We start from the raw sequence: 26,953 nt of genomic DNA, 5'->3' as shown, positions 1-26,953 counted from the left end.
GACCGCCTACTGGCTCCCCTCGGCCTGACCGGCCGCATCGGCTTTCGCCTTGGCTTCCTGCTCGCGCATCAGCTTGCGCCAGCGCGCCACGTTGGCGTTGTGCTCGTCGAGCGTCTTGGCGAATGTGTGCCCGCCATAGCCGTCCGCGACGAAATAGAGATCCTCGGTGCGCGACGGGTTGGCCACGGCCTCCATCGATTCACGCCCCGGATTGGCGATCGGAGCCGGCGGCAAGCCGCTTATCGTGTAGGTGTTGTAGGGCGTGTCCTTTTCGAGATCGGACTTGTAGATCGGCCGGTCGGAGGGTTTCCCCTCACCGCCGAAAATGCCGTAGATCACGGTCGGGTCGGACTGCAGCCGCATGCCCTTGGCAAGCCTGTTGTAGAAGACGCTGGCCACACGGGGCCGCTCGTCGGCCCGCGCGGTCTCCTTCTCAACGATCGAGGCAAGGATGACGAGTTCTTCCTTGCTCTCGAGAGGCAGGTCCGGATCGCGGCGGTCCCAGATCTGGTCGAGAGCGCGGGTCTGCGCCCGTTCCATCTGGGCCAGAATGTCGGCGCGTTCGGCGCCACGCGAGAACTTGTAGGTTTCGGGCAGCAGGTCGCCCTCCTCGGGAAGGTCCTGAGGGAGATCGCCCGTCAGGAGCGGTTCTTCCCGCAGCTTTTCGATGATATGATAGGTGGTATAGCCTTCCGGGATCGTGAAGGAGTGCAGGATCGACCGGCCGTCGCGCATCAGGTCGAGGATCTGGCGCATGGAGGCATGGGCCTTGATCTCGTATTCGCCGGCCTTGATCGTGTCGTCGCCCATGACGGTGCGGCCCGCGACGCGGAACACGCGCTGATCCGAAATGATGCCGCGCTGCTCGAGCGAGGATGCGATCTGGTTGAAGCCGGCGCCTTCGGGGACCATGAAGGCGGTCGTCTGCTCGAGCGGGCCTTCGCCCTCGAATTCGGTCTTGCCGTACCAGAACAGGCCGACGCCCGCGACCGCGACCAAGATCATCATCGTCATGATGAAGTTGAGGAATATCACGACCTGGCTGCGCGCCCGGCGCGAGCGCTTCGGCGGCGGCGGCACTTTTTCCGGCTTGAGGGCCTGGGAGGGAGAAACGGGGACGATGGGACCCTTGGCCTGGCCCGAAGCGCCCTCGTCCTGGCTCTTGTCGGCGCTGGCCCGTCCGAAAGTTACCTTGTTGGCGTGGTTGGATTCAGTCACGTCGCATCCTCATTTCGAATCCCCGAAATTTCAGGGATCAATGTGGCAAAAAGCCGGTTTGCCGCGCAATGGGCATACGCGTGGATTCGGTCTGAAAGATAGGGATAACGCACCGCAAATCGACGTTTGCGGATCAATCCTGATAGCGACGCAGAACCAGCGAAGCGTTGGTGCCGCCAAAGCCGAAGGAATTGGACAGCGCAACATCCACCTGACGCTTGCGGGCGACCTTCGGAACCAGGTCGATCTTCGTCTCCACCTCGGGATTTTCGAGGTTGAGGGTTGGCGGAACGATGTTGTCGCGAATGGCGAGCGCCGAGAAGATCGCCTCGATGGCACCCGCGGCCCCCAGAAGGTGACCGGTCGCCGACTTGGTCGACGACATGGAGACCTTGGAAGCCGAACCGCCGAGCAGACGCTCGGCTGCGCCGAGTTCGATCGTGTCGGCCATGGTCGAGGTGCCATGGGCGTTGATGTAGTCGATGTCCGCGGCCGTGAGACCGGCGCGCTTGAGCGCCATCGTCATGCAGCGATAGGCGCCGTCGCCGTCCTCGGCAGGTGCCGTGATGTGGTAGGCGTCGCCTGAAAGGCCGTAACCGACCACTTCGGCGATGATGTTGGCGCCGCGGGCCTTGGCATGTTCGAGTTCTTCGAGAACGACGATGCCCGCGCCCTCGCCCATGACGAAACCGTCACGGTCGCGATCATAGGGGCGCGATGCCTCGGTAGGCCGGTCGTTGAAGTCGGTTGCCAGGGCCTTGCAGGCGGCGAAGCCTGCGAGCGCGATGCGGCAGACGGGCGATTCAGCACCGCCGGCGACCATCACGTCGGCGTCGCCGAGCATGATCAGACGGGCGGCATCGCCAATGGCGTGCGCACCGGTCGAACAGGCCGTGACGACGGAATGATTCGGACCGCGCAGCTTGTGGCGGATCGAAACCTGACCGGAGACCAGGTTGATCAGGCGGCCGGGAATGAAGAAGGGGGAAATACGCCGTGCGCCCTTGTCGCGCAGCGTGTAGCCGGCCTCGACGATACCTTCGAGACCACCGATACCCGATCCGATCAGCACGCCGGTGGCGATCTGATCTTCGTCGGTTTCGGGTTTCCAGCCTGCATCCTTCAGCGCCAGCTCGGCGGCTGCCATGCCGTAAACGATAAAGGGATCGACCTTGCGCTGCTCCTTCGGCTCCATCCAGTCGTCGGGATTGTAATATCCCTCGTCCGCAGGATCCGTTGGAATCTGCCCGGCAATCTGTGCGGCCAGATCGTCCACCTCGAAGGAGGTGATGCGGCCGATGCCGCTCTGGCTGTCCAGAAGTCGTTTCCAGGTGATCTCGGTTCCGCATCCAAGCGGTGTGACCAGCCCAGTGCCGGTTATGACAACGCGTCTCATCTATTCAGGTCCGGATTAATCTGATGCTGCGGTGTTTAAACTATTCCCTCACGGGAAAGTTGCCACCGGAATCCAAAACCGCCGGAGGATACGCATATCCGTCCGGCGGTCGGGATGGATCAGGCCTGGGCCTTCTCGATGAATTTGACAGCGTCGCCGACGGTCAGAATGGTGTCGGCCGCATCGTCCGGAATTTCGATACCGAACTCTTCTTCGAAGGCCATGACGAGCTCGACAGTGTCAAGCGAGTCCGCGCCGAGATCGTCGATGAAGCTTGCGCTTTCGGTGACTTTTTCTTCCTCAACGCCCAGATGTTCGACAACGATTTTCTTAACGCGGTCTGCGATATCGCTCATAACGGTTTCCTCAACCTGTCCAAGTTACTCCAACGCCCTTTAAAGGCGTCGGCACTACCAATCAAGTTCGGCGGGACTTTTAGTTTGCCGGGTCGCTGCCCGCAAGGGCAGGACTGTGGATTAAGCATCCATGTTCCCCGGTTGCCGCCGGTTCCGCGCCATGGTCGGCGGGACGTAACACGGTTCTTTTGCCGGGAAAAGCCGAAAATTAACCCTGTAATACACGTTCCCCGCCAGTATTGCGAAGGGACCGGCCCAAGCCGCCCCCTCGCGCATATCAGATCATCGCCATGCCGCCATTGACGTGAATCGTCTGGCCGGTCACGTAGCTCGCCTCGTTCGACGACAGATAGGATACCGCCGAGGCCACTTCAGCCCCGGTTCCCATGCGCGACATCGGGATCGCGCCCATGATCGCGCCACGCTGCTTTTCGTTGAGCTTGTCCGTCATCGCCGATTCGATGAAGCCGGGCGCCACGCAGTTGACCGTGACGTTGCGGCTGGCAATTTCCTGCGCGAGGCTCTTGGACATGCCGATCATGCCGGCCTTGGAGGCACAGTAGTTGGCCTGGCCGGGGTTGCCGGTCACGCCGACCACCGAGGTGATGTTGACGATCCGGCCGTGGCGGCGGCGCATCATCGGGTGAGCCAGTTCGCGGGTGAGGCGAAAGACCGAACCGAGATTGACCTCGATGACGTCGTCCCACTGCTCGTCCGTCATCCGCACGAACAGGCCGTCGCGGGTGATGCCGGCATTGTTGACGAGAATGTCCACGCCTTCGAGCGTTTCCTCGGCGCGCTTGCCGAGGGCAGCCACTTCGGCGCGGTCCGACAGGTTGGCGGCAAGGACATGGCAGTTGGAGCCGAGATCGGCGGCCAGCGCCTCGAGCTTCTCGACGCGGGTCCCGTGGAGGCCGACGATCGCGCCCTGCGCGTGGAGCGCGCGGGCCACCGCTTCGCCAATACCGCCGGAAGCGCCGGTGATGAGGGCCTTGCGGCCGGTCAGATCGAACATGGGATCATCCCTTTCAGGGTCGGTTCTTACGTAAAACTATCAGCTTTCGAGGCTTGCAAGGAAGGCGTCGATGTCCGACGGCGTTCCGAGAGCCACTGAATTCAGGTTGCGGTCGATGCGGCGGGCAAGACCCGAGAGCACCTTGCCGGCACCGACCTCGGCCAGCGTGTCGACGCCGTTTGCCGCGAACCAGGCAACGGTCTCGGCCCAGCGAACCTGGCCGGTCACCTGCTCGACGAGCAGTTCGGCGATTTCTTCGGGATCGGTGACGGGGGCGGCACGGACGTTGGCAATGACCGGGACGACGGGCGCCTTCTTCGACACGTCGGCCAGCGCCTGCCGCATCGCGTCGGCAGCGGGCTGCATCAGGGCCGAATGGAACGGCGCGGACACGGGCAGCATGACGGCGCGCTTGGCGCCCTTATCGGTGCAGATGCGGGCGGCATGCTCGACGGCGGGCTTCATTCCGGAGATGACGAGCTGTCCGCCGCCATTGTCGTTGGCGATCTGGCAGACCGCATCGCCTGCGGCAGCTTCCTCGCAGGCGGCCTGAACGTCTGCAGCCTCGAGCCCGATGATGGCAGCCATGGCGCCCTCGCCGGGAGCGACGGCAGACTGCATGGCGTTGCCGCGAATGCGCAGCAGACGGGCGGTATCGGCGAGCGAGAAGGTGCCGGCGGCGCAGAGAGCCGAATATTCGCCAAGGGAGTGGCCGGCGACATGGGAGGCGAGGTCCTCGAGCCTGTGGCCGCGCGCCTCGATCACGCGCATGACGGCCATCGATACCGCCATCAAGGCCGGCTGGGCGTTGGCGGTGAGCGTCAGCGTCTCCTCGGGCCCCTCGAACATGACGGTCGAGAGCTTTTCGCCCAGGGCCTCGTCGACTTCATCGAAGACCGCCCTCGCCTCTGCGAAAGTCTCGGCAAGTTCCTTGCCCATGCCGACGGTCTGGCTTCCCTGACCGGGAAAAGTGAATGCGCGCGCCATGACGTCTCCCTTATCGGTTTTGTCTGATTGCCGGAAATCCCTGCGGGTCTGCCGGCAAACGCTTGTTCGTTTGGGCGCGTTCCATCGACATTCCCGAAGGTAATGTCAAGGCGATGGAGCCGCCATGCAAGTTTTCAAACCGTTTCCCACCACCCAACCACGACTATTTTGTGCTCCCGCAGAGACCCCACTTGAAAGCGCCGCAATGCGCGCTCATCTATTCGCACGCAGCGCTCGATTTCAGCAGCGCCATATTCGGATTGTCGCCATGCCGCATCCCGCCTCCGCCGGTCAGAGCCCGGATACCGCCTCCTCCAGCATCAAGGTGATGGAAAAAGCCCCGCCGGTTCGCCGCAGCCTGATTGCGGCACTTGCGCTGGCCTCCGGCGCGATCGTGCTGATCGGTTCGGAAATCTGGCTCGTCGCCATGCTGCTCTACTGGGCGACCGTCGATTTCATCGGCCACGGCATGGTCATCCAGGTCGTCTTCGGCGCCCTGATCCTCGTGCCCGCCCTCTGGGCCACCTGGAAGCTGGTCGAGATGGCGATCGCGGCGGAACGCTATCCCGATCCCAAGCCCGAAGCCGACGCGCTGGACGCCTGACGCCAGATGTCCACAGCCCTCATCTCGACGCTGCCGGGTCTTCTCGGCGGCCTTGTCCTGCTGTCATTGGGCGCCGAGGCGCTCGTTTCGGGCGCGGTGACGACCGCCCGCCGCTTTTCAATGCCGCCACTCCTGATCGGAGTAACCATCGTCGGCTTCGGCACGTCTTTGCCGGAACTCGTCGTTTCGGTGAAAGCGGCGCTCGATGGAGCGCCGGACATCGCCATCGGCAACGTGGTGGGATCAAATATCGCCAATATCCTGCTGATCGTCGGGGTGGCCGCCCTGATTGCCCCGATCGCCGCGAAGTTCATCGCCTATCGGCGCGATCTCCTGGCGATGCTCGCAGCCAGCCTGCTGATGGTCGCACTCGGCATCTGGGGCGGCGTCGAACGGATTGCCGGCGGCGCCATGCTGCTGATGCTCATCGGCTATCTCACCTATGCGGCGCGCAGCGGCATGGGTGAAGCGGGCGACGAGCAGCCCGATACGCTTCCCGCCTGGCGGCGGTCCATGCCGATTGCGGCGGCTTCGATGCTTGCAGGGCTCGTCGCGCTGTTTCTCGGCGCCAACTGGCTGGTGGGTTCGGCAATCGAGATCTCCCGCGCATTCGGGCTGTCTGAGGCGACCATCGGGCTGACCGTGGTTGCCGTCGGGACCTCGCTGCCGGAACTCGCAACGTCGGTTGCCGCCGCCATCCGGCGGCACGGCGACGTCGCCCTCGGCAATGTCATCGGCTCGAACGTCTTCAACATTCTCGGCATTCTGGGGATCACGGCGCTGATTTCACCGGTCGGCATTTCAGCGGGAATGGCATCCATCGACATTCCCGTGATGGTTCTCACGGCCGTCGCGCTGGCCGGACTGATCGCCGCGGGCCGCGGAATCGGTCGATTGGCGGGGATCGCGCTCCTCGTTCTTTATTGTGGCTATACCGGCTGGCTGCTGCTCGCATGAGCCTGGCCTGAGCTGAGCGGTCGGCAGGGTTGATCTCGACCGCTCAGCCCTTATCTTGCTGCACACCACTCCCGACCAACCGGAAAATTCCTGACATGAAAATGAACCCGCTCGGCCGCACCGGCATGACCGTGAGCGAAATCTGCCTCGGCACGATGACCTTCGACGAACAGAATACCGAGGCCGAAGGCCACGCCCAGATGGACCGCGCGCTCGACGCCGGCGTGAACTTCTTCGATACCGCCGAACTCTACCCCACCTGCCCCCTGCGGGCCGACACCCAGGGCAAGACCGAGGAAATTCTCGGCAGCTGGTTCAGGAAGTCCGGAAAGCGCGACGAGATCATTCTTGCCAGCAAGATCACCGGTAACGGCAATGAGTGGATTCGCGGCGGCGAGGATATTTCGCGCGATTCCATCACCCGCGCGCTCGACATGAGCCTCGAGCGTCTCGGGGTCGATCACATCGATCTCTACCAGCTGCACTGGCCCAATCGCGGCTCATACCATTTCCGCAAGAACTGGAATTTCGACGCTTCGCGTCAGCCCAAGGGCCGCAAGATGCTCGAGGATCTCCTCGACACGCTGCGCGGTCTCGACGATGCCGTGAAGGCCGGCAAGATCCGCGCCTACGGCGTTTCCAACGACAGCGCCTGGGGCATCATGCAGCTCATCCGGCTCGCCGAGGACAACGGCCTGCCGCGCGTCGCCTCGGTACAGAACGAATACAACCTGCTCTGCCGGCATTTCGACCTGGATCTCGCCGAGGTCGCCCATCACGAGGACGTCGGGCTTCTGACCTATTCGCCGCTTGCCGCCGGAATCCTGACCGGCAAATACCAGGACGGCTCGGTTCCGGAAAATTCTCGCCGCTCGCGCGTGGAAAATCTCGGCGGACGCTGGACCCCCGACGTCAAGGCCGCGACCGACGCCTATCTGGCGGTCGCCGGGAAGCACGGCCTCGATCCCGCGCAGATGGCGCTCGCCTTCTGCATGGGCCGTCCCTTCATGACCTCGACCATCATCGGCGCCACGACGATGGATCAGCTCGACAATTGTCTCGGTGCGGTGGACGTGAAGCTGTCGGACGAAGTGCTGGCCGACATCGAAGCCGCACGCCGCGCGCATCCGATGCCGATGTAAACCGGGTGACACCAGTACAGGACGGGACGATCCCGCCCTTCGATCAGGAGGCGACCGGCTCTCTTTCAGGGCCGGCGCTCTCCCGGCGGCTGGCGACGAAGCGGTTGAGAATTGCAGCGCCCAGTTCGTCGGCCGCCCTTCGCATATCCGGGCATTGGAGCGATTGCCCTTGCCATCCAGCGACATTGCGCGTATAGGCCAGCCCGTTCGAACACCCGGTCAATCGGCTGGTGGCTGAACGGAGGGCTGGCAGTCAGCCTGCAGGGGCAGAAGTGCCCCGGCCTCCCGTGTCTCCGCTCACGACCGTCTCGAAACGTCTTTCTTGCGCGGTGCAAACCGACAGGCAAGTCGCTGGGGCTTAGCGCCGATCCGGGTGAAACAAACGCAAGAAAGGCAAAGAAATCATGGCGCTTTACGAGCACGTATTCCTTGCCCGGCAGGATGTATCCGCCCAGCAGCTCGATGAACTTGTGAACACCTACAAGGGCATCATCGAGGAAAATGGCGGCAAGGTCGGGCGTATCGAAAACTGGGGCCTCAAGTCCCTTACCTACCGGATCAAGAAGAACCGCAAGGCCCATTACGCGCTGATGGACATCGACGCACCGGCCAAGGCTGTCCAGGAAATGGAACGCCAGATGCGCTTCAACGAAGACATCCTGCGCTTCATGACCGTGTCGGTCGAAGCTCACGAGGAAGGCCCGTCGGCCATGCTGCAGAAGCGCGATCGTGATGATCGTGGCGATCGAGGCCCCCGTGGCGACCGCGGTGACCGTGGCGATCGTGGTGATCGTGGCCCGCGCCGTCCGCGCGACTAAGGAGAGACAATCATGGTCGATATCAACCAGATCCCGACGCGCCGCCCGTTCCACCGCCGGCGCAAGACCTGCCCGTTCTCCGGTGCCAACGCTCCGAAGATCGACTACAAGGACATCCGTCTTCTGCAGCGCTACGTTTCCGAGCGCGGCAAGATCGTCCCGTCCCGCATCACGGCCGTGAGCCAGAAGAAGCAGCGCGAACTCGCCAAGGCGATCAAGCGCGCCCGTTTCCTCGGCCTGCTGCCCTACGTCATCAGCTAAGCTGATCTGCCGGCGATCCACGGATCGCCGGTCATGCCTCTTTCGGGCGGACTTCGGACCACCCGAACTTCCTTTTCGCGGGAGGCCGCGAAACAGGAGCAAAGCTAAAACCAAGTTGGGGCCCTGAGGCTGACGCCCGCCCCTAACTGCGCACCGCAGGACAGCGACATGCAAGACACCAAAGCCATATCGGCCCAAGTCGGCCTGATTGCCGGGATCGCATCCGCGCTCCTGCTGGCGGGTGCCGTCGCGCCGTCATACATGGCCATGCTTCTGATCGCATCCGCCTCGCTGCCCGTTCTGATCGCCGGGCTCGGCTGGTCGAACCTGGCTTCGATCATCGCGGTCGTCAGCGGTACCGCCGTCATCGCCACCATGTCCGGGCCCCTTGCCGCATTGTCCGCAGCCCTGACCTCGCTCGGCCCCGCTGCGTGGATCGCCCACCTGAGCAATCTGGCGCGCCCCGCCGAGGAGATCGGCGGACCGGAAGGTAAGCTGGCCTGGTACCCGCTCTCCGATATCGTTACGCAGATCTGCATGATCGTCGCCGTCGTGCTCGTCATTCTCGGCGCGGTCATGGGCTATGGCCCCGAGCTTGCCGGAGAGCTGGTCGATTCCTTCGTCCAGATCCTCAACGAAGGCAATCAGGGCCTGACGCTCGACGCGGCGAGCATCGAGGACATGAAGGCGCTGATGCGGGTCATGCTGCCGCTGGTGCAGGGCGCCACCTGGGTCGGCATCCTGTTCGGCATGTATTACATCGCCCGCGGCATCGTCTCGATGTCGGGCCGGGCCAAGCGTCCGCGCGAGGACGTGCCGGCACAGCTGCGCATGCCGCGCACCTCGCTCTACACCTTCGGCATCGGCATCGTGATCACGCTGCTTGCACCCGCGCCCTACGATCTCGTGGGCTGGGTGATCATGGGGTCGTTCGGCGCAGGCTTCGTTCTCTCGGGCTTTGCGCTGATGCACTTCATGACACGCGGCAAGCCCTGGCGGCCGATCGCGATCTGGCTCGCCTACATGGCGGTGATCCTCTTCACCCTGCCGCTCATCCTCTTCCTGGTCTTCGGACTGACTGCCACAGGCCGTCTGGCGACCATGACACCCAACCAACCGAAATCCTGAACTCAAAGAATCACCACGAAAGGACTCTGAAAATGGAAGTCATTCTCCTCGAACGCGTCGCCAAGCTCGGCCAGATGGGCGAGACCGTAAAGGTCCGCGACGGCTACGCCCGCAACTTCCTTCTGCCGCACGGCATGGCGCTGCGCGCAAACGAAGCCAACAAGAAGCGCTTCGAAGCGCAGCGTGCGGATCTCGAAGCCCGCAACCTCGAGCGCAAGTCGGAAGCCGAAACGGTTGCCGAGAAGCTTGCCGGCAAGTCGTTCATCGTCGTCCGTTCGGCCGGCGAAACCGGTCAGCTTTACGGTTCGGTCGCCGCCCGTGACGTCGTCGCCATCCTCAGCGAGCAGGGCTTCACCATCGGCCGCAGCCAGGTCGACCTGAACAACCCGATCAAGACCATCGGCATCCATGCCGTCAATCTTGCCCTGCACCCCGACGTCGTCGTCACCATCGAGTTCAACGTCGCCCGTTCGGCCGATGAAGCAGAGCGCCAGTCCAAGGGTGAAGACCTCACCTCGGCTGATGCCATCTACGGCGTTGACGAAGACGAAGCCGCTGCGGCCGCGGAAGCTGCCGCCAACGACCCGGACTTCGAAGACGACGACGCAGAAAACGCCGAAGGCGAAGAGCAGGCCTGATCGGCTCACTCGCATGTCTTCCAGAACGCCCGGGTCTTCAGGCCCGGGCGTTTTCTTTTGCGGTCTGCCCCGCAGCTCTCCCCTTCCCCCGCGCCGCCCATCGTCGTAGAAGGGGAACATGACCGTTTCCACCGAGCCGACAGATGCAGGTGCGCTTGAGGCGCTGATGATGTTCTATGCCGATGCCGGCGTGGACACGCCGCTCGAGGACTTGCCGGTCGACCGCTTTGCCGAAAGCCAGGAAGAGGCGCGAAAGCGGCAGGCCGCGCGTGCGACCGCACGTCCGGCCGGCAGCGGCGCCCAGGCCACCCAGCAGGATCGGGGTCGCCAGTCGCCGGGCCAGAACGGGGCGGCCAGACAACCCACCCCCAAGCCGCCCGGCGCGCCGCAGCAGCTCACCGTTCCGGATGCCGCAGCCTTCGAGGATGCACGGGCCACGGCAAAAGCCGCGAACACGGTCGCCGAACTCCAGGCCGCGCTCGAGAACTACAATGGCTGCAACCTCAAGCATTCGGCGCGCAACACGGTCTTCATGGACGGCAACCCCGAAGCCAGGCTGATGATTGTGGGCGAAGCGCCGGGCCGGGACGAGGATCTTCAGGGCCTTCCCTTCGTCGGCCGCGCCGGCCAGCTTCTCGACCGGATGCTCGCGGCCATCGGCCAGGACCGGACGAGCGTGTGCATCACCAATGTCATTTACTGGCGCCCGCCAGGCAACCGAACGCCCACGGCGCACGAGGTCGAACTCTGCCGGCCATTCGCAGAACGCCATATCGAACTGATCAAGCCCGACGTGCTTCTCTTCCTCGGCAATGTGCCGACCAAGGCGCTCCTGAAGACGGACAAGGGCATTCTCTCGATCCGCGGCAGGTTTCAGACCTATGAGCGCGACGAACTGGCCATTCCTGCACTGCCGAGCCTGCACCCGGCCTATCTGCTGAGAAGTCCGGCGCAGAAGAAACTCGCCTGGGCCGACCTTCTCGCCCTGTCCGACAAGCTCGGCGCCACCCGCTAGAAGACCGCCTCGCCCCGCCAACTCGATCAAGACGAGAATCGCCTCGCCCGTTGCCACCGCACCATGTCGGGATTTTCCCCGAGAGTGTCGTGGGCGCGCACTTTTTACTTGCGGCGCAATGGCAAAATCCTCATGGGAGAACTTGAAAACGCAACACGCATCTAACCGGGATATCCGCCTTATGATGAGCACCATCGCCCCGGTCGGCGCACTGCTACTTTCCACTTTCTTCGTGCTTGTTGCAGCGGGTCTTTCCGGCTACGTCATTCCGCTCCGCGCGGTCGCCGAAGGCTGGCCGACACTCGTCATCTCGCTGATGGCGACCAGCTATGCGGTGGCCTTCACCGCCTCCTGCGTGATCTCGCCGCGTCTGGTGCGACGCGTGGGCCATGTGCGCGTCTTCGGCGTCATGGTGACCATGCTCTCGGTCTCACAGCTTCTCAACGTGCTGGTGGTGGATCCGACGATCTGGATCATCTCGCGCGGGATGACCGGCTTCGCGCTTGCCGGGAGCTACATGATCATCGAGAGCTGGCTCAACGAGAAGGTGACCAACGAGAACCGCGGGGCGCTGTTCTCGGTCTACATGGTCGTCACGATGGGTGGCCTGACCGTCGGCCAGTACATGGTCCCCTTCGGCGATCCGCTGCTGCCGACGCTCTTCATCATTTCAGCCGTCATCTACTCCTTCGCGATCATGCCGACCTCGCTGTCGAGCGCCCAGTCGCCGCAGCCCCTGCACCAGGTCCGGATGAACATTCCGCGCCTGTTCCGCAATTCTCCGGCGGCTGTTGTCGGCATGGTGATGACCGGCCTGATCGGCGGCATCTGGAACGGTCTGGCGCCGGTTTTCGCCTCGCTGGCCGGCCTGTCGACGGCGGAAGGCGCCACCATGCTCGCGACCGCCATGATCGGCGGCACGGTTTTCCAGTATCCGCTGGGCCGCGCATCGGACCGGATGGACCGTCGCCGCGTCATGGTCGTTGCCGGTGGCATCGGCTCGGTCGCCTGCCTCATCGCAGCGCTCTTCGGCGCGGAATCGCGCTGGGTCTTCTTCGGCGGCATGTTCCTGCTCGGCACCGTGCTGTATCCGATCTACGCGCTCAATGTCGCCCATGCCAACGACCGCGCCGAGCCCGACGAATTCGTCGACATCTCGTCCGGACTGATGATCATTTACGGGGTCGGCGCCATGTTCGGGCCGCTGATTGCGGGTGCGGCGATGGATTCGTCCGGTCCTGCCGGCTTCTTCATTTCGCTGCTGGTCTTCTTTATTGCCTATGGCAGCTATGCCGCCTGGCGCATCACCCGCCGCGAGGAAATGCCGGAAGAAGAGCGCGGCGAATTCCAGGCCACCCTGCCCGGCCAGGAAACGACGCCGCAGACGACCGAACTCGATCCGCGCTCGGATCCGGAGTGGGGCCAGAGCGAGGACGAGGAAGCCGACGAGGCAACGGCCTAGGCGAAGAGCTCAACCAAGGGGCTCAGCCCTGCGATGTGACCAGTCTGCGCTGGGCCTTGCGCTCCAGCCCGAGGCGGTGTTCGCGGAAGATGATCGCGATGCCGGCGGAGACCACGATCGCGGTCCCGATCAGCATGGACAGCGTTGGGGCTTCCCCGAACAGGAAATAGCCGATCGCCAGACCGAAGATGATCGAGCCGTATTCGAACGGCGCGATCGTCGAAACATCGGCATAACGATAGCTCTGGGTGAGAAGGATCTGCGCTCCGCCCCCGCAGATGCCCGCAATGATCAGGAGAACCAGCGTCAGCGGATCGGGCATGACCCAGCCGAGCGGAAAGGTCAGAAGCGACAGGACTGTCGCGCTGAGCGAGAAATAGAGCACGATCGTGTAGGTCTGCTCGGTGAGGACCAGCCGGCGCACCTGAATCGCGGCGGCAGCCGCCAGCACGGTAAAGCCGAGCATGGCGATGAGCCCGAGAGCCTCTCCCGAGCCAAGTCCGCTCTCGATGAGAGTGACCTTCGGCAATGAAATGATCAGGACCCCGAAAATGCCAACGGCCACCGCCGTCCAGCGGAAGAGCCGCACCTTCTCGCCAAGAAACACCGCCGCGAAAATCACCGTCATCAGCGGCATGGCATAGCCGATGGCGATCGCGTCGGGGAGCGGCAGCAACATGACCCCGAGAAAATTGCAGGCCATCGCAGCCGAGCCGACAAGACCACGCCAGGCGTGACCGAGCGGATGCTGCGTCTTCCATGCCTGCACGAAAACCCCGCGCGCGATCATGTAGGCGAAAACCGGCAGCGTGGCGAAGGCGGAGCGGAAGAACACGATCTCGCCCAGCGGGATCTCTTCCTGCCCCGCCAGCTTGATGATCGTGATCATCGCCATGAAGGAGACGAGCGACATCAGCTTGAGCGCGATGCCGAAGAGCGGCGAACTGCCTCCCGGCTCGGGTGTCTTCAGCGCCGGCGCCTGATGGGCGCCCGTCGGCGCGCCGGCGCCGGCCGGAACCTGTTCGGATTTCATTGCCATTCCCGTGGTCAGCCGTTGAGGAGCTGCCACACCTTGAGCGGGGTCACCGGCATTTCCACATGGCGGATGCCTTTTGCGTGTCCGAGCGCGTCAACGACGGCGTTCATGACCGCTGGGCACGCGCCGATCGTTCCGGCTTCACCGGCGCCCTTCATACCGAGCTTGTTGGTCGTCGACGGCACGTTGCGGGTCTCGAACTCGAAGAACGGAACGCCGTCGGCGCGCGGCATGGCGTAATCCATGAAACTCGCCGTCGTCAGCTGCCCCTCGGGTTCGTAGACCACTTCCTCGGCGAGCGCCTGCGCCATGCCCTGAACGATGCCGCCATGGACCTGGCCGAGCAGAAGCGTCGGGTTCACCGTCATGCCGAAATCGTCGACCACGGAATAGTTGACCACCTCGATCAAGCCGGTTTCCCGGTCAATCTCGATCTCGCAGACATGGGTTCCGTTCGGATAGGTGTTCTCGTCCTGCGCGATATCGGCGTCGGCCTTGCGGTCAGCCTCATCCCTAGCAGCCCTGGCGAGCGCGGAGTAATCCATCGACCTGTCTGTGCCGACGATGCGGGCAACGCCGTCCACGAGTTCGATATCGGCAGGCGCTGCCTCGAGTTCGTCGGCAGCAATCTTCTTCATCTTCTCGGCAAGCTTCTCGCTCGCCGCATCGACCGAAACACCGCCCAGGGGAATGGAGCGCGACCCTCCGGTGCCCCCGCCATTGGGAAGGTGGATGGTGTCGCCCTGGCGCACGATGATCTTGTCGAAATCGATGCCGATCCGGTCGTAGATGAACTGTGCATAGGCCGTCTCGTGGCCCTGACCGTTGGTCTGCGTGCCGATGTCGAGAATGATCTCGCCGTCTTCGGTCAGTTCAAGCCGGGCCTCTTCCGATCCGGCGAAGGCACAGGCTTCGATATAGGTGGCGAAACCATAGCCGCGCAGCTTGCCGTTCTTCTCGCTTTCGGCGCGACGGGCTGCAAAGCCGGCATAATCGGTCTTTTCGAGCGCGCGGGTCATGTGACCGTCGAACTCGCCGACATCGTACATGCGTCCGCCCGGCGTGTGATAGGGAAACTGTTCCGGTCTGATGAAGTTGCGGCGGCGGATCTCGGCCCTGTCGATACCGGTCTCATGGGCACACTCGTCGACCAGTCGCTCGATCAGGTAGGCCGCTTCCGGGCGCCCCGCCCCGCGATAGGCATCCACCGACATCGTATTGGTGAAGACGGCATCGACGGTGACGTCCATCGAGGGGATGTCGTAGACACCGGTGGACATGGTGATGCCGCCGGTCGGGATATTGGGGCCGTACTGGCCCATATAGGCGCCCATCGCGGCGGTGAGCCGGGCTTTGAAAGCCAGGAACCGGCCATCCTTGTCGAGCGCCATCGCGGCTTCCACGACATTGTCGCGGCCATGGCTGTCGGCCATGAAATGCTCGGTACGATCGGAGACCCACTTGACCGGTCGGCCGAGCTTTTTCGCGGCGACCATGGTCAGCGGGTATTCGCGGAACATGAACATCTTGGTGCCGAAGCCGCCGCCGACATCCGAGGTGACGACGCGGATCTTGTCGCCGTCCATCCTGAATATCTTCTTCGCCAGCGCGTCGCGCATCTGGTGGACGCCCTGAGAACCGGTGTGGAGCGTGAAGGAGCCCTCGGCCTCGTTCCATTCGGCGAGGCAGGCGCGCGGTTCGATGTAGTTGGAGGCCAGCCGGGTGTTCAGGAAGGAGATCGAGACGACCTTGTCGGCCTTGTCGAAGGCCGCGGCAGTCGCCTCCCGGTCTCCCATCTGGTAGAGGTAGGCGCGGTTGTCCGCGGCATCGTCCCAGACGAGTGGCGCGTCCTCATCGAGAGCCCTGGCCGTAATGGCATTGGCGTCCTTTTCCTGCCAGTCGATCATGATCATCTCGGCGGCGTCCTGCGCCTGCGCGAGCGTTTCGGCCACCACATATGCCACGGCGTCGCCGACATATTTCACTTCGCCGTCACACAGGACCGGAGCCGGACGAAGTGTCGGCCTTGTGCCATCGGGCTGCTTGATGCCGGTGAAAACCGGAACGGCCCCCAGGTCGGCGACATCTTCCGCCGTCAGGATCGCGACCACCCCATCGGCCTCGCGGGCCATATCGAGATCCTCGAAGGTGAAACTCGCGGCCGGATAGGGCGAGCGGACGACATAGCCGTACAGCTGGCCATCGAGGTTCTTGTCTGCCGTATAGGTGCCGTGCCCCTGGATGAATCGCTTGTCTTCCTTGCGCAACGCGGAAGCGCCGACGCCGAACTTCGGTATAGCCGTCATGAATGAGTCCTGAAATCTTCTGAGCAGGTCAATGGCGAATGGCTCGAGGATGCCGTATCGGTGGAATGTATAACTTCACCGGCTTTTGTCGAGGGCCAAGGTAAACGGCCCGCCCCTCAAGGATTGCGACATATGTAGATATTACGTTAGGACATCAAGGTTACTGAGAATGAAAATCGAGTGATTCTGGGGATCTCATGCGGACGGAAACGGGACAGGTATTCCATCTCAAGGACTATACACCGACAGCTTTCGAGGTTGAGCGCATAGACCTCACCTTCGAACTCCACCCGACGGAGACGAAAGTTGCCGCCCGATCCATCCTGAAGCGCCGCAAGGGCGCGGCGGCCGATGCCCCGCTGGAGTTCGACGGCGACGAACTGACGCTCGATGCCTTGCGCATCGACAGCATCGATGTTCCAGACAGCGATTACGATGTCGGCCCGGACAAGCTGACGGTGCGCAACCTGCCCGCATCCGACCCTTTCGAGATCACCATCGAAACCACGCTTTCGCCGGAAACCAATACCCAGCTGATGGGGCTCTACCGCTCGAGCGGCAATTACTGCACCCAGTGCGAGGCCGAAGGCTTCCGGCGCATCACCTATTTCTACGACCGTCCCGACGTGCTGACAGTCTATACCGTCACGATCATCGCGCCGAAGGACGTGCCGATCCTCCTGTCGAACGGCAATTCGCTCGGCACCGGCAATTACGACGCCGGCCGGCACTTCGCTGCCTGGTACGATCCGCATCCCAAGCCGTCCTACCTGTTCGCGCTCGTCGCCGGTGATCTCGGCGTCATCACCGATACGTTCATCACCATGAGCGGCCGCGAGGTCGAGCTGAGGATCTATGTCGAGCACGGCAAGGAAGAGCGCGCGACCTACGCCATGGATGCGCTCAAACGCTCGATGAAGTGGGACGAAGACGCCTATGGACGCGAATACGATCTCGACATCTTCATGGTCGTGGCGGTGTCCGACTTCAATATGGGAGCGATGGAGAACAAGGGCCTGAACGTCTTCAACGACAAGTATGTGCTCGCCGATCCGGAAACCGCGACAGACCAGGACTACGCGAATATCGAGGCGATCATCGCCCACGAATATTTCCACAACTGGACAGGTAACCGCATCACCTGCCGCGACTGGTTTCAGCTGTGCCTGAAGGAAGGCCTGACGGTCTATCGCGATCACACGTTCTCGCAGGACCAGCGATCGGCCCCAGTCAAGCGCATCGCCGAGATCAAGACCCTGAAAGCGCACCAGTTCCCCGAGGATTCGGGTCCGCTCGCGCATCCGGTACGGCCCGCGACCTACAAGGAAATCAACAACTTCTACACGGCCACCGTCTACGAGAAGGGGTCCGAGGTCGTCGGCATGATCCGCACCATCATCGGTCCCGCGAAGTTCCGGGAAGGCATGGACCTCTATTTCGGGCGCCATGACGGGCAGGCTGTCACGATCGAGGATTACATCGCCTGTTTCGCCGACGTCTCGGGCGTGGCGCTCGACCAGTTCATGCTGTGGTACAATCAGGCCGGCACACCGCTGGTCTCGGCCTCCACGACGTATGATGCCGCCGCGAAGACGCTCTCCGTCTCGCTTGAACAGACCGTGCAGCCGACGCCGGGGCAGGCCAACAAGTCGCCGATGCACATCCCGCTGGCCTTCGCGCTCATTGCGCCTGACGGCACCGTGACAACGCCCTCGCCGGACGAGACCGGCCATGAGGGCGGGGTACTGGAGCTTACCAAGCGCTCACAGACCTTCACCTTCTCCGGGATCGAGGAACGCCCGGTGCTTTCGCTCAACCGCGGATTTTCGGCCCCGGTGAACCTCCAGATCGAACAGTCGGCCGGCGATCTCGCTCACATCGCGCGGCACGAGACCGACGGCGTGGCGCGCTGGCAGGCGATCAATGCCTCGGCCACCGATCTTCTGATCAAGGCCTCGAAAGTTGCCCGTGACGGCGGCGACCTCCCCTCCGCCGACGATCTGGCCGACATCCTGATCGCGGCCACACAGGACGACAGTCTGGAGCCGGCCTTCCGCGCACAGGTGTTGCAGCTTCCCTCGGAGGCGGACATCGCCCGTGAAATCGGCAGCAATATCGATCCCGACGCCATCCACACCGCGCGGCGCTTCGCCTTCGACGCGATTGCCAGAAAGGGCGAAGCGCTCTTCGCCAGGCTCTCGGAGGATCTTCCGGACGGCGCCTACTCGCCCGCGGCCGAGGATGCCGGCAAACGCGCGCTGGCGGCCATGGCGCTGTCCTATGTCTCGGCAGCCGTGGACACCCCTTCGCGGGCCAAGGCGGCCTACGATGCCGCCGACAACATGACCATGCTGGCGGCGGCGCTCCAGATCCTCGTTCACCAGTTCCCCGACGCTGAGGAAACGAAGGAGGCCCTCGCCGACTTCGAAAACCGTTTCGGCGACAATCCGCTGGTGATGGACAAGTGGATGTCGATCCAGGCCATGGCGCCGGGTGCCGCAACGAGCGAGCGGGTGATCGAGTTGATGGACAGCCCCCACTACAATGCCGGCAATCCGAACCGCGTTCGGGCGCTCATCGGGGCCTTTTCGGCGGGCAATCCCACGGGCTTCAACCGGGCGGACGGCCAGGGTTACCGCCTGCTGGCCAAGGTCGTCACGGAAACCGATCCGAAGAACCCGCAGCTCGCCGCCCGTCTGCTGACTGCCATGCGCTCCTGGCGCTCGCTCGAAAGCGGACGGCAGGAAGAGGCAAGGCGGGCGCTGGTCGCGATCCAGTCGACCGAAAAACTCTCGACGGATGTCAGCGACATCGTCGAGCGGACGCTGAACTGAGGACATAGCCTCGGCATTCCTGTGCAGACCTTCGGGGGTTCCCCCGGAGAATGCGCAACCGCGTCATCGTCCGGCAACAATAAGTGATTTGCCCCAAATACATGATTTGCATCGCGAATCAGAGTGATTCGCGCTCCCGAACGCGACTCGAATCCGTAAGAAAACGATCAAAAACAAATGGTTAAAAAAGTTTTTACGGAAGCACTGGACAAGCCGAATCGGCAATGATTCATTATGGCAGATTCGGCGATGCGGAAGCCGGATCCCAACGGGGACATAGTGAACATCATGGCGGATGCGCAGCATATCACTGCGGCCGGACGGTCGAGTAATGCCCAATCGGGCGCGCGGGCAAGAGGCTTTTCCGGCCACGCACGCTTCTTCGCCCAACCGGCCTACGAGCGGCTCATCAGCGCAGAGCCTTTTCTGAAGAAATCCATTCCCGTTCTCATCATCGCGTTTCTCGCGGTTGTCGCAATCGCCCGCTTCACGAACATGGTGGACGATTACCAGGCCAAGGAAACGTCGCTCAGGCAGGTGACCGGCCTGACGCTTTCGGCCACCCTCGCCTCACTGGCGGCGGACCCGGTGCCCGTCGGCGAGCGCCAGCGCTGGGAAATCGAGGCGCGCATCAACCGCGCATTCGCAGGCATGCCCGACAACCACACCAACTTCGCCGTTCTGGTGACCAATGCCGACGGCAATATCGTCGCGGCCAATTCGACCGGGGCGGCCTATGTCGGCCAGCCGATCGAGACTTTCGTGCCGGACTGGTCGCCGCTTGCCCTCTTCGGCGCACGTGCGGGCATTCAGGAAATCGAGTTCGACGGCGTTCTGGTTCTGGCGGCAATGGGCAAATTGCCGGAAAAGGGCGGCCAGGTTCTCGTCGCCGCCCCGGCCGGCCATCTGCGGACCGTCTGGCGCCGCTCGGTCTCGGTCAACGCCACACTCTTCATCGCCACCTCGGCGATCCTGCTGGTCATCCTCTACGCCTATTTCTCGCAGGCCGGGCGGGCGCAGGAAGCCGACGAGATCTATCTCGAATCCCATCGACGCGTCGACATGGCGCTGTCACGCGGCCGCTGCGGCCTGTGGGACTGGGACATGGCGCGGGGCCGGCTCTACTGGTCGCGCTCGATGTACGACATTCTCGGACTGGAGAGCCGCGACAGCGTGATTTCCTTCGGGGAAGCCTCGGAACTCATCCATCCCGAAGACGGTAACCTCTACGAGATCGCCCGACAGGTGGCTGCCGGCGAAATCAGCCAGGTCGACCACCTCTTCCGAATGCGCCACGCCAAGGGACACTGGGTCTGGATGCGCGCCCGCGCCCAGGTCGTCGATCCGTCAGCGGCCCAGACGCATCTGATCGGCATCGCAATGGACGTGACCGAACAGCACCGGCTGCAGCAGCGCTCCGCCGAAGCGGACCAGCGTCTCTTCGACGCGATCGAGAGCACATCGGAAGCCTTCGTGCTGTGGGATCACGACGATCGCCTGGTTCTCTGGAACAAGCACTTCCAGGCCGTCCACGGCCTGCCGGACGACTGCCTGGTGCCCGGCGCGACCCGGGCAGCGGTCGAACACGCCGCAACCCGCCCGGTGATCGAACGCCGTCTTGCCACCCCCTTCGCCGCAGGTCAGGCGCGAACCTACGAGGTCCAGCTTGCCGACGGCCGCTGGCTGCAGATCAACGAGCGCAAGACCCGCGACGGCGGCGAGGTTTCCGTCGGCACCGACATCACCCAGCTCAAGCGCAACCAGGAACGGCTGCGCGATTCCGAAAAGCGGCTGATGGCCACCATCGACGACCTCTCGGTCAGCCAGGCGGAACTCAAGCGCAAGGCCATGGAGCTTTCGGCGCTCAACCAGGATTTCCAGATCGAGAAGGAGCGTGCGGAAGCCGCCAACCTCGCCAAGTCCCAGTTCCTGGCCAATATGAGCCACGAGCTGCGCACGCCGCTCAACGCCATCATCGGCTTCTCCGAAATCCTGCAGGCACGCATGTTCGGCCCGCTCGGCTCGGAGAAATACGAGGAATATACCTGCGACATCCACAATTCGGGCATTCATCTGCTCAGGCTCATCAACGACATTCTCGACATGTCGAAGATCGAAGCCGGCCAGATGCAGCTGAATTGCGAGGAAGTCGACATCGCGCCGCTCGTCGACGAGACGATCAGGCTGGTCTCGGTCAATGCCGAGAAGAAGAACATCACCGTCGAGCAGGAAATCGACAAGGAACTCCGGGTGGAAGCCGACCAGCGCGCCATCAAGCAGATCCTGCTCAACCTCTTGTCGAACGCCACGAAGTTCACCGACGACGGTGGCAGGATCTCGGTCCGGGCGCGCAAGACATCGAGCGCGGTCACCCTGACGATCGCCGACAGCGGCATCGGCATCCCGGCGGCCAACCTGCCGAAAATCGGACAGCCCTTCGAGCAGGTGCAGAACCAGTTCTCCAAGAGCCAGGGCGGCTCGGGCCTGGGTCTGGCAATCTCGCGAAGCCTGGCGCTGCTTCACGGCGGCTCGATGCGCATCTTCTCCACCGAAGGCATCGGTACGATCATCAGCGTGCGCATTCCGCTTGAATGCATATGCGACGATGACGACGGCGACCTGCCCCTCGACGAGGATGACGGAGAATTCGCGATGGCTGCCCTGCATGAGAGCGAAGGCCGGCAGGAGATCGCCGCCACCAGCTGACAACAACACGGCCGCCCCTCGCGCGAGGAGCGGCCGTTTTCTTCAGGCCGGAGTTTCGGCGGGAGGGATCAGTCGTCCCAGCCCTTGTGCCATTCGCCGCGACGGTGATCGCGGTCACCCTTGCGACCGTCCTTGCCCCAGCCCAACTCGCGGTATCCCTTGCGGAACTCCTGTTTCGAGATCACGCCGTCATTATTGGCGTCGAGAAGGGCAAAGCGCTTCTCCTGGCGGTCCTTGAGCTCGGAAACGCTGACCTTGCCGTCGCCGTCGACATCGAAGCGGCGCAGGAAGCGCTTCTTCATCCGCTCTTCGCGTCTGGCTTCCCATGCGGCCTTCATTTCATCGAAGGTGATCTCGCCGTCGGCATCTGCATCGGCGCCCTCGATCATGCCCGGACCCATTTCCATGAATTCTTCCATGGAAATCGCTCCGTCGTCATCGGCGTCGAAACGGCCCATCATGCGGCCGCCATGCTCCATCTTGCGGTGCTTCATCGCACCGTCTTCCGGGCCCGTATCCTGGGCGTAGGCCGGCATTGCGATCAGAAGTGCGGCCAGGCCGGCGAATGTCGTCAGGGTCTTGGTCATCATGCATATCCTTTGCATCGTTGTGTCACCCCCGATGCGGGTTCTGGTCCTCTCCCGACGCTCCCATGCGCCGGGGACAACCGGTTGCGGAGCATCAGGCTCCCTTCCCCGCCGCCGCTTCCGGCGACCGGGAATTCCGTGTGATCTCGTCAAACAGCGCGCGGATGTCGCGCGAGGTCATCGTCATGTCCGCCTCGAGCGCCCGCATGTCCGGCGCATTCGCGGCGCGAAGCAGGATGTCCGTCAATCCGGCGGGCGCGTCGTCGGGGTCGAAGACGCCTTCCACGCAGAGCCGCAGGATCTGCGTCTGCGCCATCCAGAGATGATGGGCGGCTACGAGTTTCTCGACGGCCTCCAGTCCGATCCTGTCCGGTCCCAAGGTCTCGAGCACCTCGATCGTTCCCGTCAGCGCCTCACCGGGCGCGAGGCCGTCGGCACGTGCCGTGAGCGAGAGATACTGCGCGATGAATTCGATATCTATAAGGCCGCCAGGGACGAGCTTGACGTCCCACTTGTCTTTCGGCGGCTTCTCGGTCTCGATCAGGCCGCGCATCTCGCGCAGGTCCTTGAGCAGAACCTTCGCGTCGCGTTCCCTGCCCAGAACCCCGTCGATCGTTTCGCGGACATCGGTTGCAAGCCGATCATCGCCGGCAACCACACGGGCGCGGGTCAACGCCATGTGTTCCCAGGTCCAGGCCTCCTCGACCTGGTATTTCGAAAAGGCCCGGATGGAGGTTGCGACGGGCCCCTTGTTACCGGACGGACGCAGCCTGAGATCGACCTCGTAGAGCACGCCCTCGGCCATCGGCGAGGACAACGCCGCCACCAGGCGCTGGGTGAAGCGGGTGTAATAGCGCACCGGATCGAGCGGCTTGTCGCCATCGGAATCAGGCAGGTCCGGATCGCAGTCATAGAGCAGGATGATGTCGACGTCGGAACCCGCAGTCAGTTCGCGGCTGCCGAGCTTGCCCATGCCGAGAACCACGGCGCGCCCGCCCGGCACCGTGCCATGCGCCTCCTCCATCTCCGCCTGCACCGCATCGAGCGCTGCGGCGATGATGAGATCGGCGAGATCGGTGAAAGCCTCGCCGGCACGCGCGGCAGTGATCGAGCCGGTCAGCAGCCGCACACCGATCAGGAACTTCTGTTCCTGGGCGACGATGCGCAGCCGGTCGAGGGTCTCCTCGTAGGACAGTGTCCCGGCAAGCGTGGCGGAGAGCCTTTCTTCCAGATAAGCGCGTGTGGGAAGTTCCGCCATCAGCGTCGGGTCGAGCATGCCGTCGAAGACATGCGGACGGCGGGCGATGAGATCGGCAAGCTTCGGCGCCGCCGTCATGACGGTGACGAGGAACGACAGAAGTCCCTTGTTGTTGCCGATCAGGGAAAAGAACTGGATGCCTGCCGGAAGCCCCTTCAGGAACTCGTCGAAGCGGATGATCGCCTCGTCGGCGCGGCGGGTGGCACCGAACACTTCGAGGAGGCGCGGTGTGAGTTCGGTCAGTTGCTCGCGGGCTTCCGCCGAGCGGGTGGCACGGTAGCGGCCATAATGCCAGGTACGGATGATGCGCGAGACATCGGCGGGTCGCTCGAAGCCGAGCCGCGCGAGCGTTTCCAGCGTGCCGGGATCATCATCCTCGCCGGTGAAGACAAGATTGCCGGCTTCCCCGGAGAGCCGTTCTTCCTTCTCGAAGAGACCGGCATAGATCGTCTCGACTGTCTTCAGCCGTTCGGTGAGCGCCCCGCCGAAGGCCCCGATATCTTTGGCACCGGCCATGAGCGCGACGCGGCGGAGTTCGTCCTCGTCCTCGGGCAGGGTGTGGGACTGCTCGTCGCGCATCATCTGGATACGGTGTTCGATATCGCGCAGGTACCAGTAGCAGGCAGTGAGTTTCTCGGCCGATTCCGGGTCGATCCAGTGAGCCTCGGCCAGCTGGGCCAGCATCTCGTCGGTACGGCGGCCTCGCAAGGCGGGCGTCCTGCCGCCGGCGATGAGTTGCTGGGTCTGGACGAAGAACTCGATCTCGCGAATGCCACCGCGCCCGAGCTTGACGTTATGGCCCCTGACCGCGATCTCGCCGAAACCGCGATGACTGTGGATCTGCCGCTTGATCGAGTGGATGTCGGCGATGGCGGCGTAATCGAGATATTTGCGGAATACGAAGGGCGCCATCTCGGCGATGAAGCGCGCACCGGCTTCCACATCCGCCGCGACGGGACGCGCCTTGATATAGGCGGCGCGCTCCCAGTTCTGGCCGCGGCTTTCGTAATAGTTCATCGCCGCATCCACGGGGAAGGCCAGCGGCGTGGAACCCGGATCGGGTCGCAGCCTGAGGTCGGTGCGGAAGACGTAACCGTCGGCGGTGCGCTCCTGCATGATGCGCACGAGCCGGCGCACGAGCCGGGCGAACGTGTCGGTCGCCTCTTCCGCATCGACGACAATCCCGGCCTCCGGCTCGAAGAAGACCACGATATCGATATCGGAGGAGAAGTTGAGTTCCCCTGCCCCGTGCTTGCCCATGCCGAGGACCACGAGGCCGGAATTCCGCGACGGGTTTTCGGGGTCCGGCAGCCTGAGCTTGCCGCTGTCGTGGGCGGAGCGCAACAGGAAGTCGAAGGCGCCCGCGAGCCCGGCATCGGCCAGCCGCGTCAGACCGGACGTCGTGTCCTTCGCACCCGTCAGCCGGGCGAGATCATGGAGCGCCAGGGCGACGGCCGCGCGCCGCTTGCAACGCCTCAGCACGGTCATCAGGGTCGCTTCGGATACCACCCCGTCCTCGTCGCGCCAGGCATCGCGCATATGCGTTTCGGCATCCGCGAGAAGATCGCCGAGCGGAGTGAAGAGCGCGTCGGCCAGGGCATCCGGATCGACGCGGGCACTGTCCGACAACCAGGGCGAAAGCGAGAGCGCCGCGCACAGGAAATCCCGGGCCACACTCTTCCGGCCGGCAAACCCGGCGAGCCGCGGCTGCTCCTCGCCGAGTTCGACCAGCAGTTCGAGCGCCTCTTGCGCATCGTCCTTCGAGAACGGCTTGATCGGCGAACTGGCGAGATCGACGAGACGGTTTGTCATGACGTCACCCTTGCAGGCAGAATAATCGTGGCGCTGAGGCCGGGGCGCTCCGTATTGCCGGAGTCGGTGGCCGCGAGTTCCAGCGCGCCGCCATGCAGGCCCGCCACCGCGTGGACCAGGCTCAGGCCAAGACCAGTCCCGGGCTTCGTGCGGCTTTCATCGAGACGCACGAAACGCTTGATCACATCCTCACGCCTGTCTTCCGGAATGCCCGGCCCGTTGTCGCTGACGCAGAGCCGGACATTCTGCCGGTCGCCCGCAAGCGTGACCGTGATGCGACTGTCCTGGCCGTCGCCCGCATATTTGACCGCATTGTCGATCATGTTGGCAAGCGCCTGGGCGAGAAGTTCGCGGTTGCCCTTGACCGTGACGCCTTGTGCGATGTTCTGGGTGAGCGTCACGCCCTCTTCCTCGGCCACCGGCTCGTAAAGCTCCGCGGCATCCGCAGCCAGTCCGGACAGATCGACTTCACCCATTTCGGCGACGGAGGAGCCGGCTTCCACGCGGCTGATCATCAGCAGCGCATTGAAGGTGCGGATCAGCTGGTCGCTTTCCGCAATCGTCTCTTCGAGCGCCTGGCGGTAGCCTTCCTTGTCGTCGGTCGAAACAAGTGCGGCCTCGGCCCTGTTTCTCAGCCGCGTCAGCGGTGTCTTGAGATCGTGGGCGATATTGTCGGAGACCTGACGCAGGCCCTCGTTGAGACGTTCGATGCGGCCCAGCAGCGTGTTGAGCGAACGGCTGAGACGGTCGAACTCGTCGCCGGAGCCGTCCTCGGGCAGCCGCTGACTGAGGTCGCCGGCCAGGATCTTGCGGCTGGCGTCCGACATGTGGTCGATGCGCTTGAGCGCGCGTCGCCCGACGAAGAACCAGATGGCGAGCGCGCCGACAAACATGATGGCAAGGGCGCGGGCAAGCGCATGGCGCACGAGGCCGCGGAACTTTTCCGGCTCACCGACATCGCGGCCGACCAGAAGCCGCATACCGTTGGGAAGCGCAACGATCCGCGCCATGGCCCGGTGGGTCTCCTCGCCCTCCTCGGCATCACCGTAGCGTTCATAGGTGAAGGGGGTATCGATCCACCCTTCCCGGTCGAGAACGCCCGGCTGCAGCGAGGCGACGTTGCCGGCAATGATCTGCCCCTGCGGCGCGGCGATGATGTAGAGATTGGCGCCGGGCTGGCGGGAGCGGCGCTCGATGGCGCGGACCATGCCGGCCATGCCGCGCACCTGATAGATGCGGGAGATATCGCGCAGTTCGGCGTGGATCGCGGTTTCGGTCTGCCCCCGCAGCAAGCCTTCCGACAGGGAAGTCACGTAGAAGACGAGCACCACGGCACAGATAGCAAACAGCGCGAGATAGAGGGCGGAGAGCCTGACGGCGGTCGTGCCCAGCATGGCGCGGAAACGGCCCCACATGC

21 protein-coding genes are annotated in these 26,953 nt (G+C 63.6%); 11 read left to right on the top strand and 10 right to left on the bottom strand.

The annotated features are described in order from the left end of the window. Positions 1 to 6 precede the first annotated feature (6 nt). The 5 genes from mltG to fabD all read right to left on the bottom strand — a co-directional run bounded on the left by mltG (position 7) and on the right by fabD (position 4,972). Entirely contained in the window at positions 7 to 1,218 is a 1,212-nt protein-coding gene (gene mltG / locus E2A64_RS07270) for an endolytic transglycosylase MltG (protein WP_133283720.1), read from the bottom strand. Between the two features lie 133 nt (positions 1,219 to 1,351). After that, positions 1,352 to 2,614: a beta-ketoacyl-ACP synthase II gene (gene fabF, locus E2A64_RS07265; protein WP_133283719.1), complete on the bottom strand. Its 1,263-nt coding sequence runs from the start codon at positions 2,612 to 2,614 to the stop codon at positions 1,352 to 1,354. A gap of 119 nt (positions 2,615 to 2,733) precedes the next feature. Further along, a complete protein-coding gene (locus tag E2A64_RS07260) occupies positions 2,734 to 2,970 on the bottom strand; it encodes an acyl carrier protein (protein ID WP_133283718.1) in 237 nt (78 codons plus the stop codon). Positions 2,971 to 3,247: 277 nt separating this feature from the next. Then, a complete protein-coding gene (gene fabG, locus E2A64_RS07255) occupies positions 3,248 to 3,985 on the bottom strand; it encodes a 3-oxoacyl-[acyl-carrier-protein] reductase (protein WP_133283717.1) in 738 nt (245 codons plus the stop codon). A 39-nt stretch (positions 3,986 to 4,024) separates the two neighbouring features. Next, on the bottom strand, positions 4,025 to 4,972 hold the full coding sequence (fabD, locus tag E2A64_RS07250) for an ACP S-malonyltransferase (RefSeq protein ID WP_133283716.1): 948 nt from the start codon (positions 4,970 to 4,972) through the stop codon (positions 4,025 to 4,027). 268 nt (positions 4,973 to 5,240) lie between these two features. Between fabD and E2A64_RS07245 the strand changes: the two genes are divergently transcribed. The 9 genes from E2A64_RS07245 (at position 5,241) to E2A64_RS07205 (ending at position 12,997) form a co-directional block, all read left to right on the top strand. Continuing rightward, positions 5,241 to 5,576: a hypothetical protein gene (locus tag E2A64_RS07245; RefSeq protein ID WP_133283715.1), complete on the top strand. Its 336-nt coding sequence runs from the start codon at positions 5,241 to 5,243 to the stop codon at positions 5,574 to 5,576. Positions 5,577 to 5,582: 6 nt separating this feature from the next. Further along, positions 5,583 to 6,533, top strand: a complete 951-nt coding sequence (locus E2A64_RS07240; RefSeq protein ID WP_133283714.1) for a calcium/sodium antiporter — start codon at positions 5,583 to 5,585, stop codon at positions 6,531 to 6,533. A gap of 95 nt (positions 6,534 to 6,628) precedes the next feature. Further along, positions 6,629 to 7,675, top strand: a complete 1,047-nt coding sequence (locus E2A64_RS07235) for an aldo/keto reductase (RefSeq protein WP_133283713.1) — start codon at positions 6,629 to 6,631, stop codon at positions 7,673 to 7,675. Between the two features lie 404 nt (positions 7,676 to 8,079). Beyond that, complete coding sequence (gene rpsF, locus E2A64_RS07230) at positions 8,080 to 8,493, top strand: 30S ribosomal protein S6 (RefSeq protein ID WP_133283712.1); 414 nt, start codon at positions 8,080 to 8,082, stop codon at positions 8,491 to 8,493. Between the two features lie 12 nt (positions 8,494 to 8,505). Next, the gene (rpsR, locus tag E2A64_RS07225) at positions 8,506 to 8,754 is read left to right on the top strand and encodes a 30S ribosomal protein S18 (protein ID WP_133283711.1); all 249 of its coding nucleotides are present in this window, start codon (positions 8,506 to 8,508) and stop codon (positions 8,752 to 8,754) included. 168 nt (positions 8,755 to 8,922) lie between these two features. Continuing rightward, on the top strand, positions 8,923 to 9,882 hold the full coding sequence (locus E2A64_RS07220; RefSeq protein WP_133283710.1) for a YybS family protein: 960 nt from the start codon (positions 8,923 to 8,925) through the stop codon (positions 9,880 to 9,882). 32 nt (positions 9,883 to 9,914) lie between these two features. Continuing rightward, the gene (rplI, locus tag E2A64_RS07215; protein ID WP_133283709.1) at positions 9,915 to 10,520 is read left to right on the top strand and encodes a 50S ribosomal protein L9; all 606 of its coding nucleotides are present in this window, start codon (positions 9,915 to 9,917) and stop codon (positions 10,518 to 10,520) included. Positions 10,521 to 10,638: 118 nt separating this feature from the next. Beyond that, positions 10,639 to 11,535, top strand: a complete 897-nt coding sequence (locus tag E2A64_RS07210) for a uracil-DNA glycosylase (protein ID WP_133283708.1) — start codon at positions 10,639 to 10,641, stop codon at positions 11,533 to 11,535. Between the two features lie 181 nt (positions 11,536 to 11,716). Next, entirely contained in the window at positions 11,717 to 12,997 is a 1,281-nt protein-coding gene (locus tag E2A64_RS07205) for an MFS transporter (RefSeq protein ID WP_133283707.1), read from the top strand. Between the two features lie 22 nt (positions 12,998 to 13,019). On the opposite strand, the gene E2A64_RS07200 is transcribed toward E2A64_RS07205, so the two are convergent. Together E2A64_RS07200 and E2A64_RS07195 are read right to left on the bottom strand one after the other, a co-directional pair. After that, a complete protein-coding gene (locus tag E2A64_RS07200) occupies positions 13,020 to 14,030 on the bottom strand; it encodes a DMT family transporter (RefSeq protein ID WP_133283706.1) in 1,011 nt (336 codons plus the stop codon). 14 nt (positions 14,031 to 14,044) lie between these two features. Beyond that, positions 14,045 to 16,339 (bottom strand): xanthine dehydrogenase family protein molybdopterin-binding subunit, encoded by a 2,295-nt coding sequence (locus E2A64_RS07195; protein WP_133283705.1) that lies wholly within the window; start codon positions 16,337 to 16,339, stop codon positions 14,045 to 14,047. A gap of 197 nt (positions 16,340 to 16,536) precedes the next feature. Here E2A64_RS07195 and pepN point away from each other — a divergent pair, with 197 nt between their 5' ends. Both pepN and E2A64_RS07185 read left to right on the top strand, forming a co-directional pair. After that, positions 16,537 to 19,173 (top strand): aminopeptidase N, encoded by a 2,637-nt coding sequence (pepN, locus tag E2A64_RS07190; RefSeq protein WP_133283704.1) that lies wholly within the window; start codon positions 16,537 to 16,539, stop codon positions 19,171 to 19,173. Positions 19,174 to 19,461: 288 nt separating this feature from the next. Further along, positions 19,462 to 21,879, top strand: a complete 2,418-nt coding sequence (locus E2A64_RS07185; protein ID WP_133283703.1) for a PAS domain-containing sensor histidine kinase — start codon at positions 19,462 to 19,464, stop codon at positions 21,877 to 21,879. Positions 21,880 to 21,947: 68 nt separating this feature from the next. On the opposite strand, the gene E2A64_RS07180 is transcribed toward E2A64_RS07185, so the two are convergent. The 3 genes from E2A64_RS07180 to E2A64_RS07170 all read right to left on the bottom strand — a co-directional run bounded on the left by E2A64_RS07180 (position 21,948) and on the right by E2A64_RS07170 (position 26,951). Continuing rightward, complete coding sequence (locus E2A64_RS07180; RefSeq protein ID WP_158285711.1) at positions 21,948 to 22,466, bottom strand: EF-hand domain-containing protein; 519 nt, start codon at positions 22,464 to 22,466, stop codon at positions 21,948 to 21,950. Between the two features lie 94 nt (positions 22,467 to 22,560). Continuing rightward, entirely contained in the window at positions 22,561 to 25,536 is a 2,976-nt protein-coding gene (locus E2A64_RS07175; RefSeq protein ID WP_133283701.1) for a bifunctional [glutamine synthetase] adenylyltransferase/[glutamine synthetase]-adenylyl-L-tyrosine phosphorylase, read from the bottom strand. Then, positions 25,533 to 26,951, bottom strand: coding sequence for a sensor histidine kinase (locus E2A64_RS07170; protein ID WP_133283700.1), 1,419 nt, complete (start codon positions 26,949 to 26,951; stop codon positions 25,533 to 25,535). The genes E2A64_RS07175 and E2A64_RS07170 overlap by 4 nt, the downstream gene beginning before the upstream one ends. Between the last annotated feature and the right edge of the window lie 2 nt (positions 26,952 to 26,953).

The sequence above is a fragment of the Pseudohoeflea suaedae genome, from assembly GCF_004354915.1.
GTDB classification, from domain to species: domain Bacteria; phylum Pseudomonadota; class Alphaproteobacteria; order Rhizobiales; family Rhizobiaceae; genus Pseudohoeflea; species Pseudohoeflea suaedae.
This window is presented reverse-complemented; position numbering and strand designations above follow the sequence as displayed.

Bases quoted from the DNA above. Each gene is read 5' to 3' on its own strand.
- fabF (WP_133283719.1), bottom strand. From the start codon at position 2,614: ATGAGACGCGTTGTCATAACCGGCACTGGGCTGGTCACACCGCTTGGA.
- E2A64_RS07260 (WP_133283718.1), bottom strand. From the start codon at position 2,970: ATGAGCGATATCGCAGACCGCGTTAAGAAAATCGTTGTCGAACATCTG.
- fabG (WP_133283717.1), bottom strand. From the start codon at position 3,985: ATGTTCGATCTGACCGGCCGCAAGGCCCTCATCACCGGCGCTTCCGGC.
- fabD (WP_133283716.1), bottom strand. From the start codon at position 4,972: ATGGCGCGCGCATTCACTTTTCCCGGTCAGGGAAGCCAGACCGTCGGC.
- E2A64_RS07245 (WP_133283715.1), top strand. From the start codon at position 5,241: ATGCCGCATCCCGCCTCCGCCGGTCAGAGCCCGGATACCGCCTCCTCC.
- E2A64_RS07240 (WP_133283714.1), top strand. From the start codon at position 5,583: ATGTCCACAGCCCTCATCTCGACGCTGCCGGGTCTTCTCGGCGGCCTT.
- E2A64_RS07235 (WP_133283713.1), top strand. From the start codon at position 6,629: ATGAAAATGAACCCGCTCGGCCGCACCGGCATGACCGTGAGCGAAATC.
- rpsF (WP_133283712.1), top strand. From the start codon at position 8,080: ATGGCGCTTTACGAGCACGTATTCCTTGCCCGGCAGGATGTATCCGCC.
- rpsR (WP_133283711.1), top strand. From the start codon at position 8,506: ATGGTCGATATCAACCAGATCCCGACGCGCCGCCCGTTCCACCGCCGG.
- E2A64_RS07220 (WP_133283710.1), top strand. From the start codon at position 8,923: ATGCAAGACACCAAAGCCATATCGGCCCAAGTCGGCCTGATTGCCGGG.
- rplI (WP_133283709.1), top strand. From the start codon at position 9,915: ATGGAAGTCATTCTCCTCGAACGCGTCGCCAAGCTCGGCCAGATGGGC.
- E2A64_RS07210 (WP_133283708.1), top strand. From the start codon at position 10,639: ATGACCGTTTCCACCGAGCCGACAGATGCAGGTGCGCTTGAGGCGCTG.
- E2A64_RS07205 (WP_133283707.1), top strand. From the start codon at position 11,717: ATGATGAGCACCATCGCCCCGGTCGGCGCACTGCTACTTTCCACTTTC.
- E2A64_RS07200 (WP_133283706.1), bottom strand. From the start codon at position 14,030: ATGAAATCCGAACAGGTTCCGGCCGGCGCCGGCGCGCCGACGGGCGCC.
- E2A64_RS07195 (WP_133283705.1), bottom strand. From the start codon at position 16,339: ATGACGGCTATACCGAAGTTCGGCGTCGGCGCTTCCGCGTTGCGCAAG.
- pepN (WP_133283704.1), top strand. From the start codon at position 16,537: ATGCGGACGGAAACGGGACAGGTATTCCATCTCAAGGACTATACACCG.
- E2A64_RS07185 (WP_133283703.1), top strand. From the start codon at position 19,462: ATGGCGGATGCGCAGCATATCACTGCGGCCGGACGGTCGAGTAATGCC.
- E2A64_RS07180 (WP_158285711.1), bottom strand. From the start codon at position 22,466: ATGACCAAGACCCTGACGACATTCGCCGGCCTGGCCGCACTTCTGATC.
- E2A64_RS07175 (WP_133283701.1), bottom strand. From the start codon at position 25,536: ATGACAAACCGTCTCGTCGATCTCGCCAGTTCGCCGATCAAGCCGTTC.
- E2A64_RS07170 (WP_133283700.1), bottom strand. From the start codon at position 26,951: ATGTGGGGCCGTTTCCGCGCCATGCTGGGCACGACCGCCGTCAGGCTC.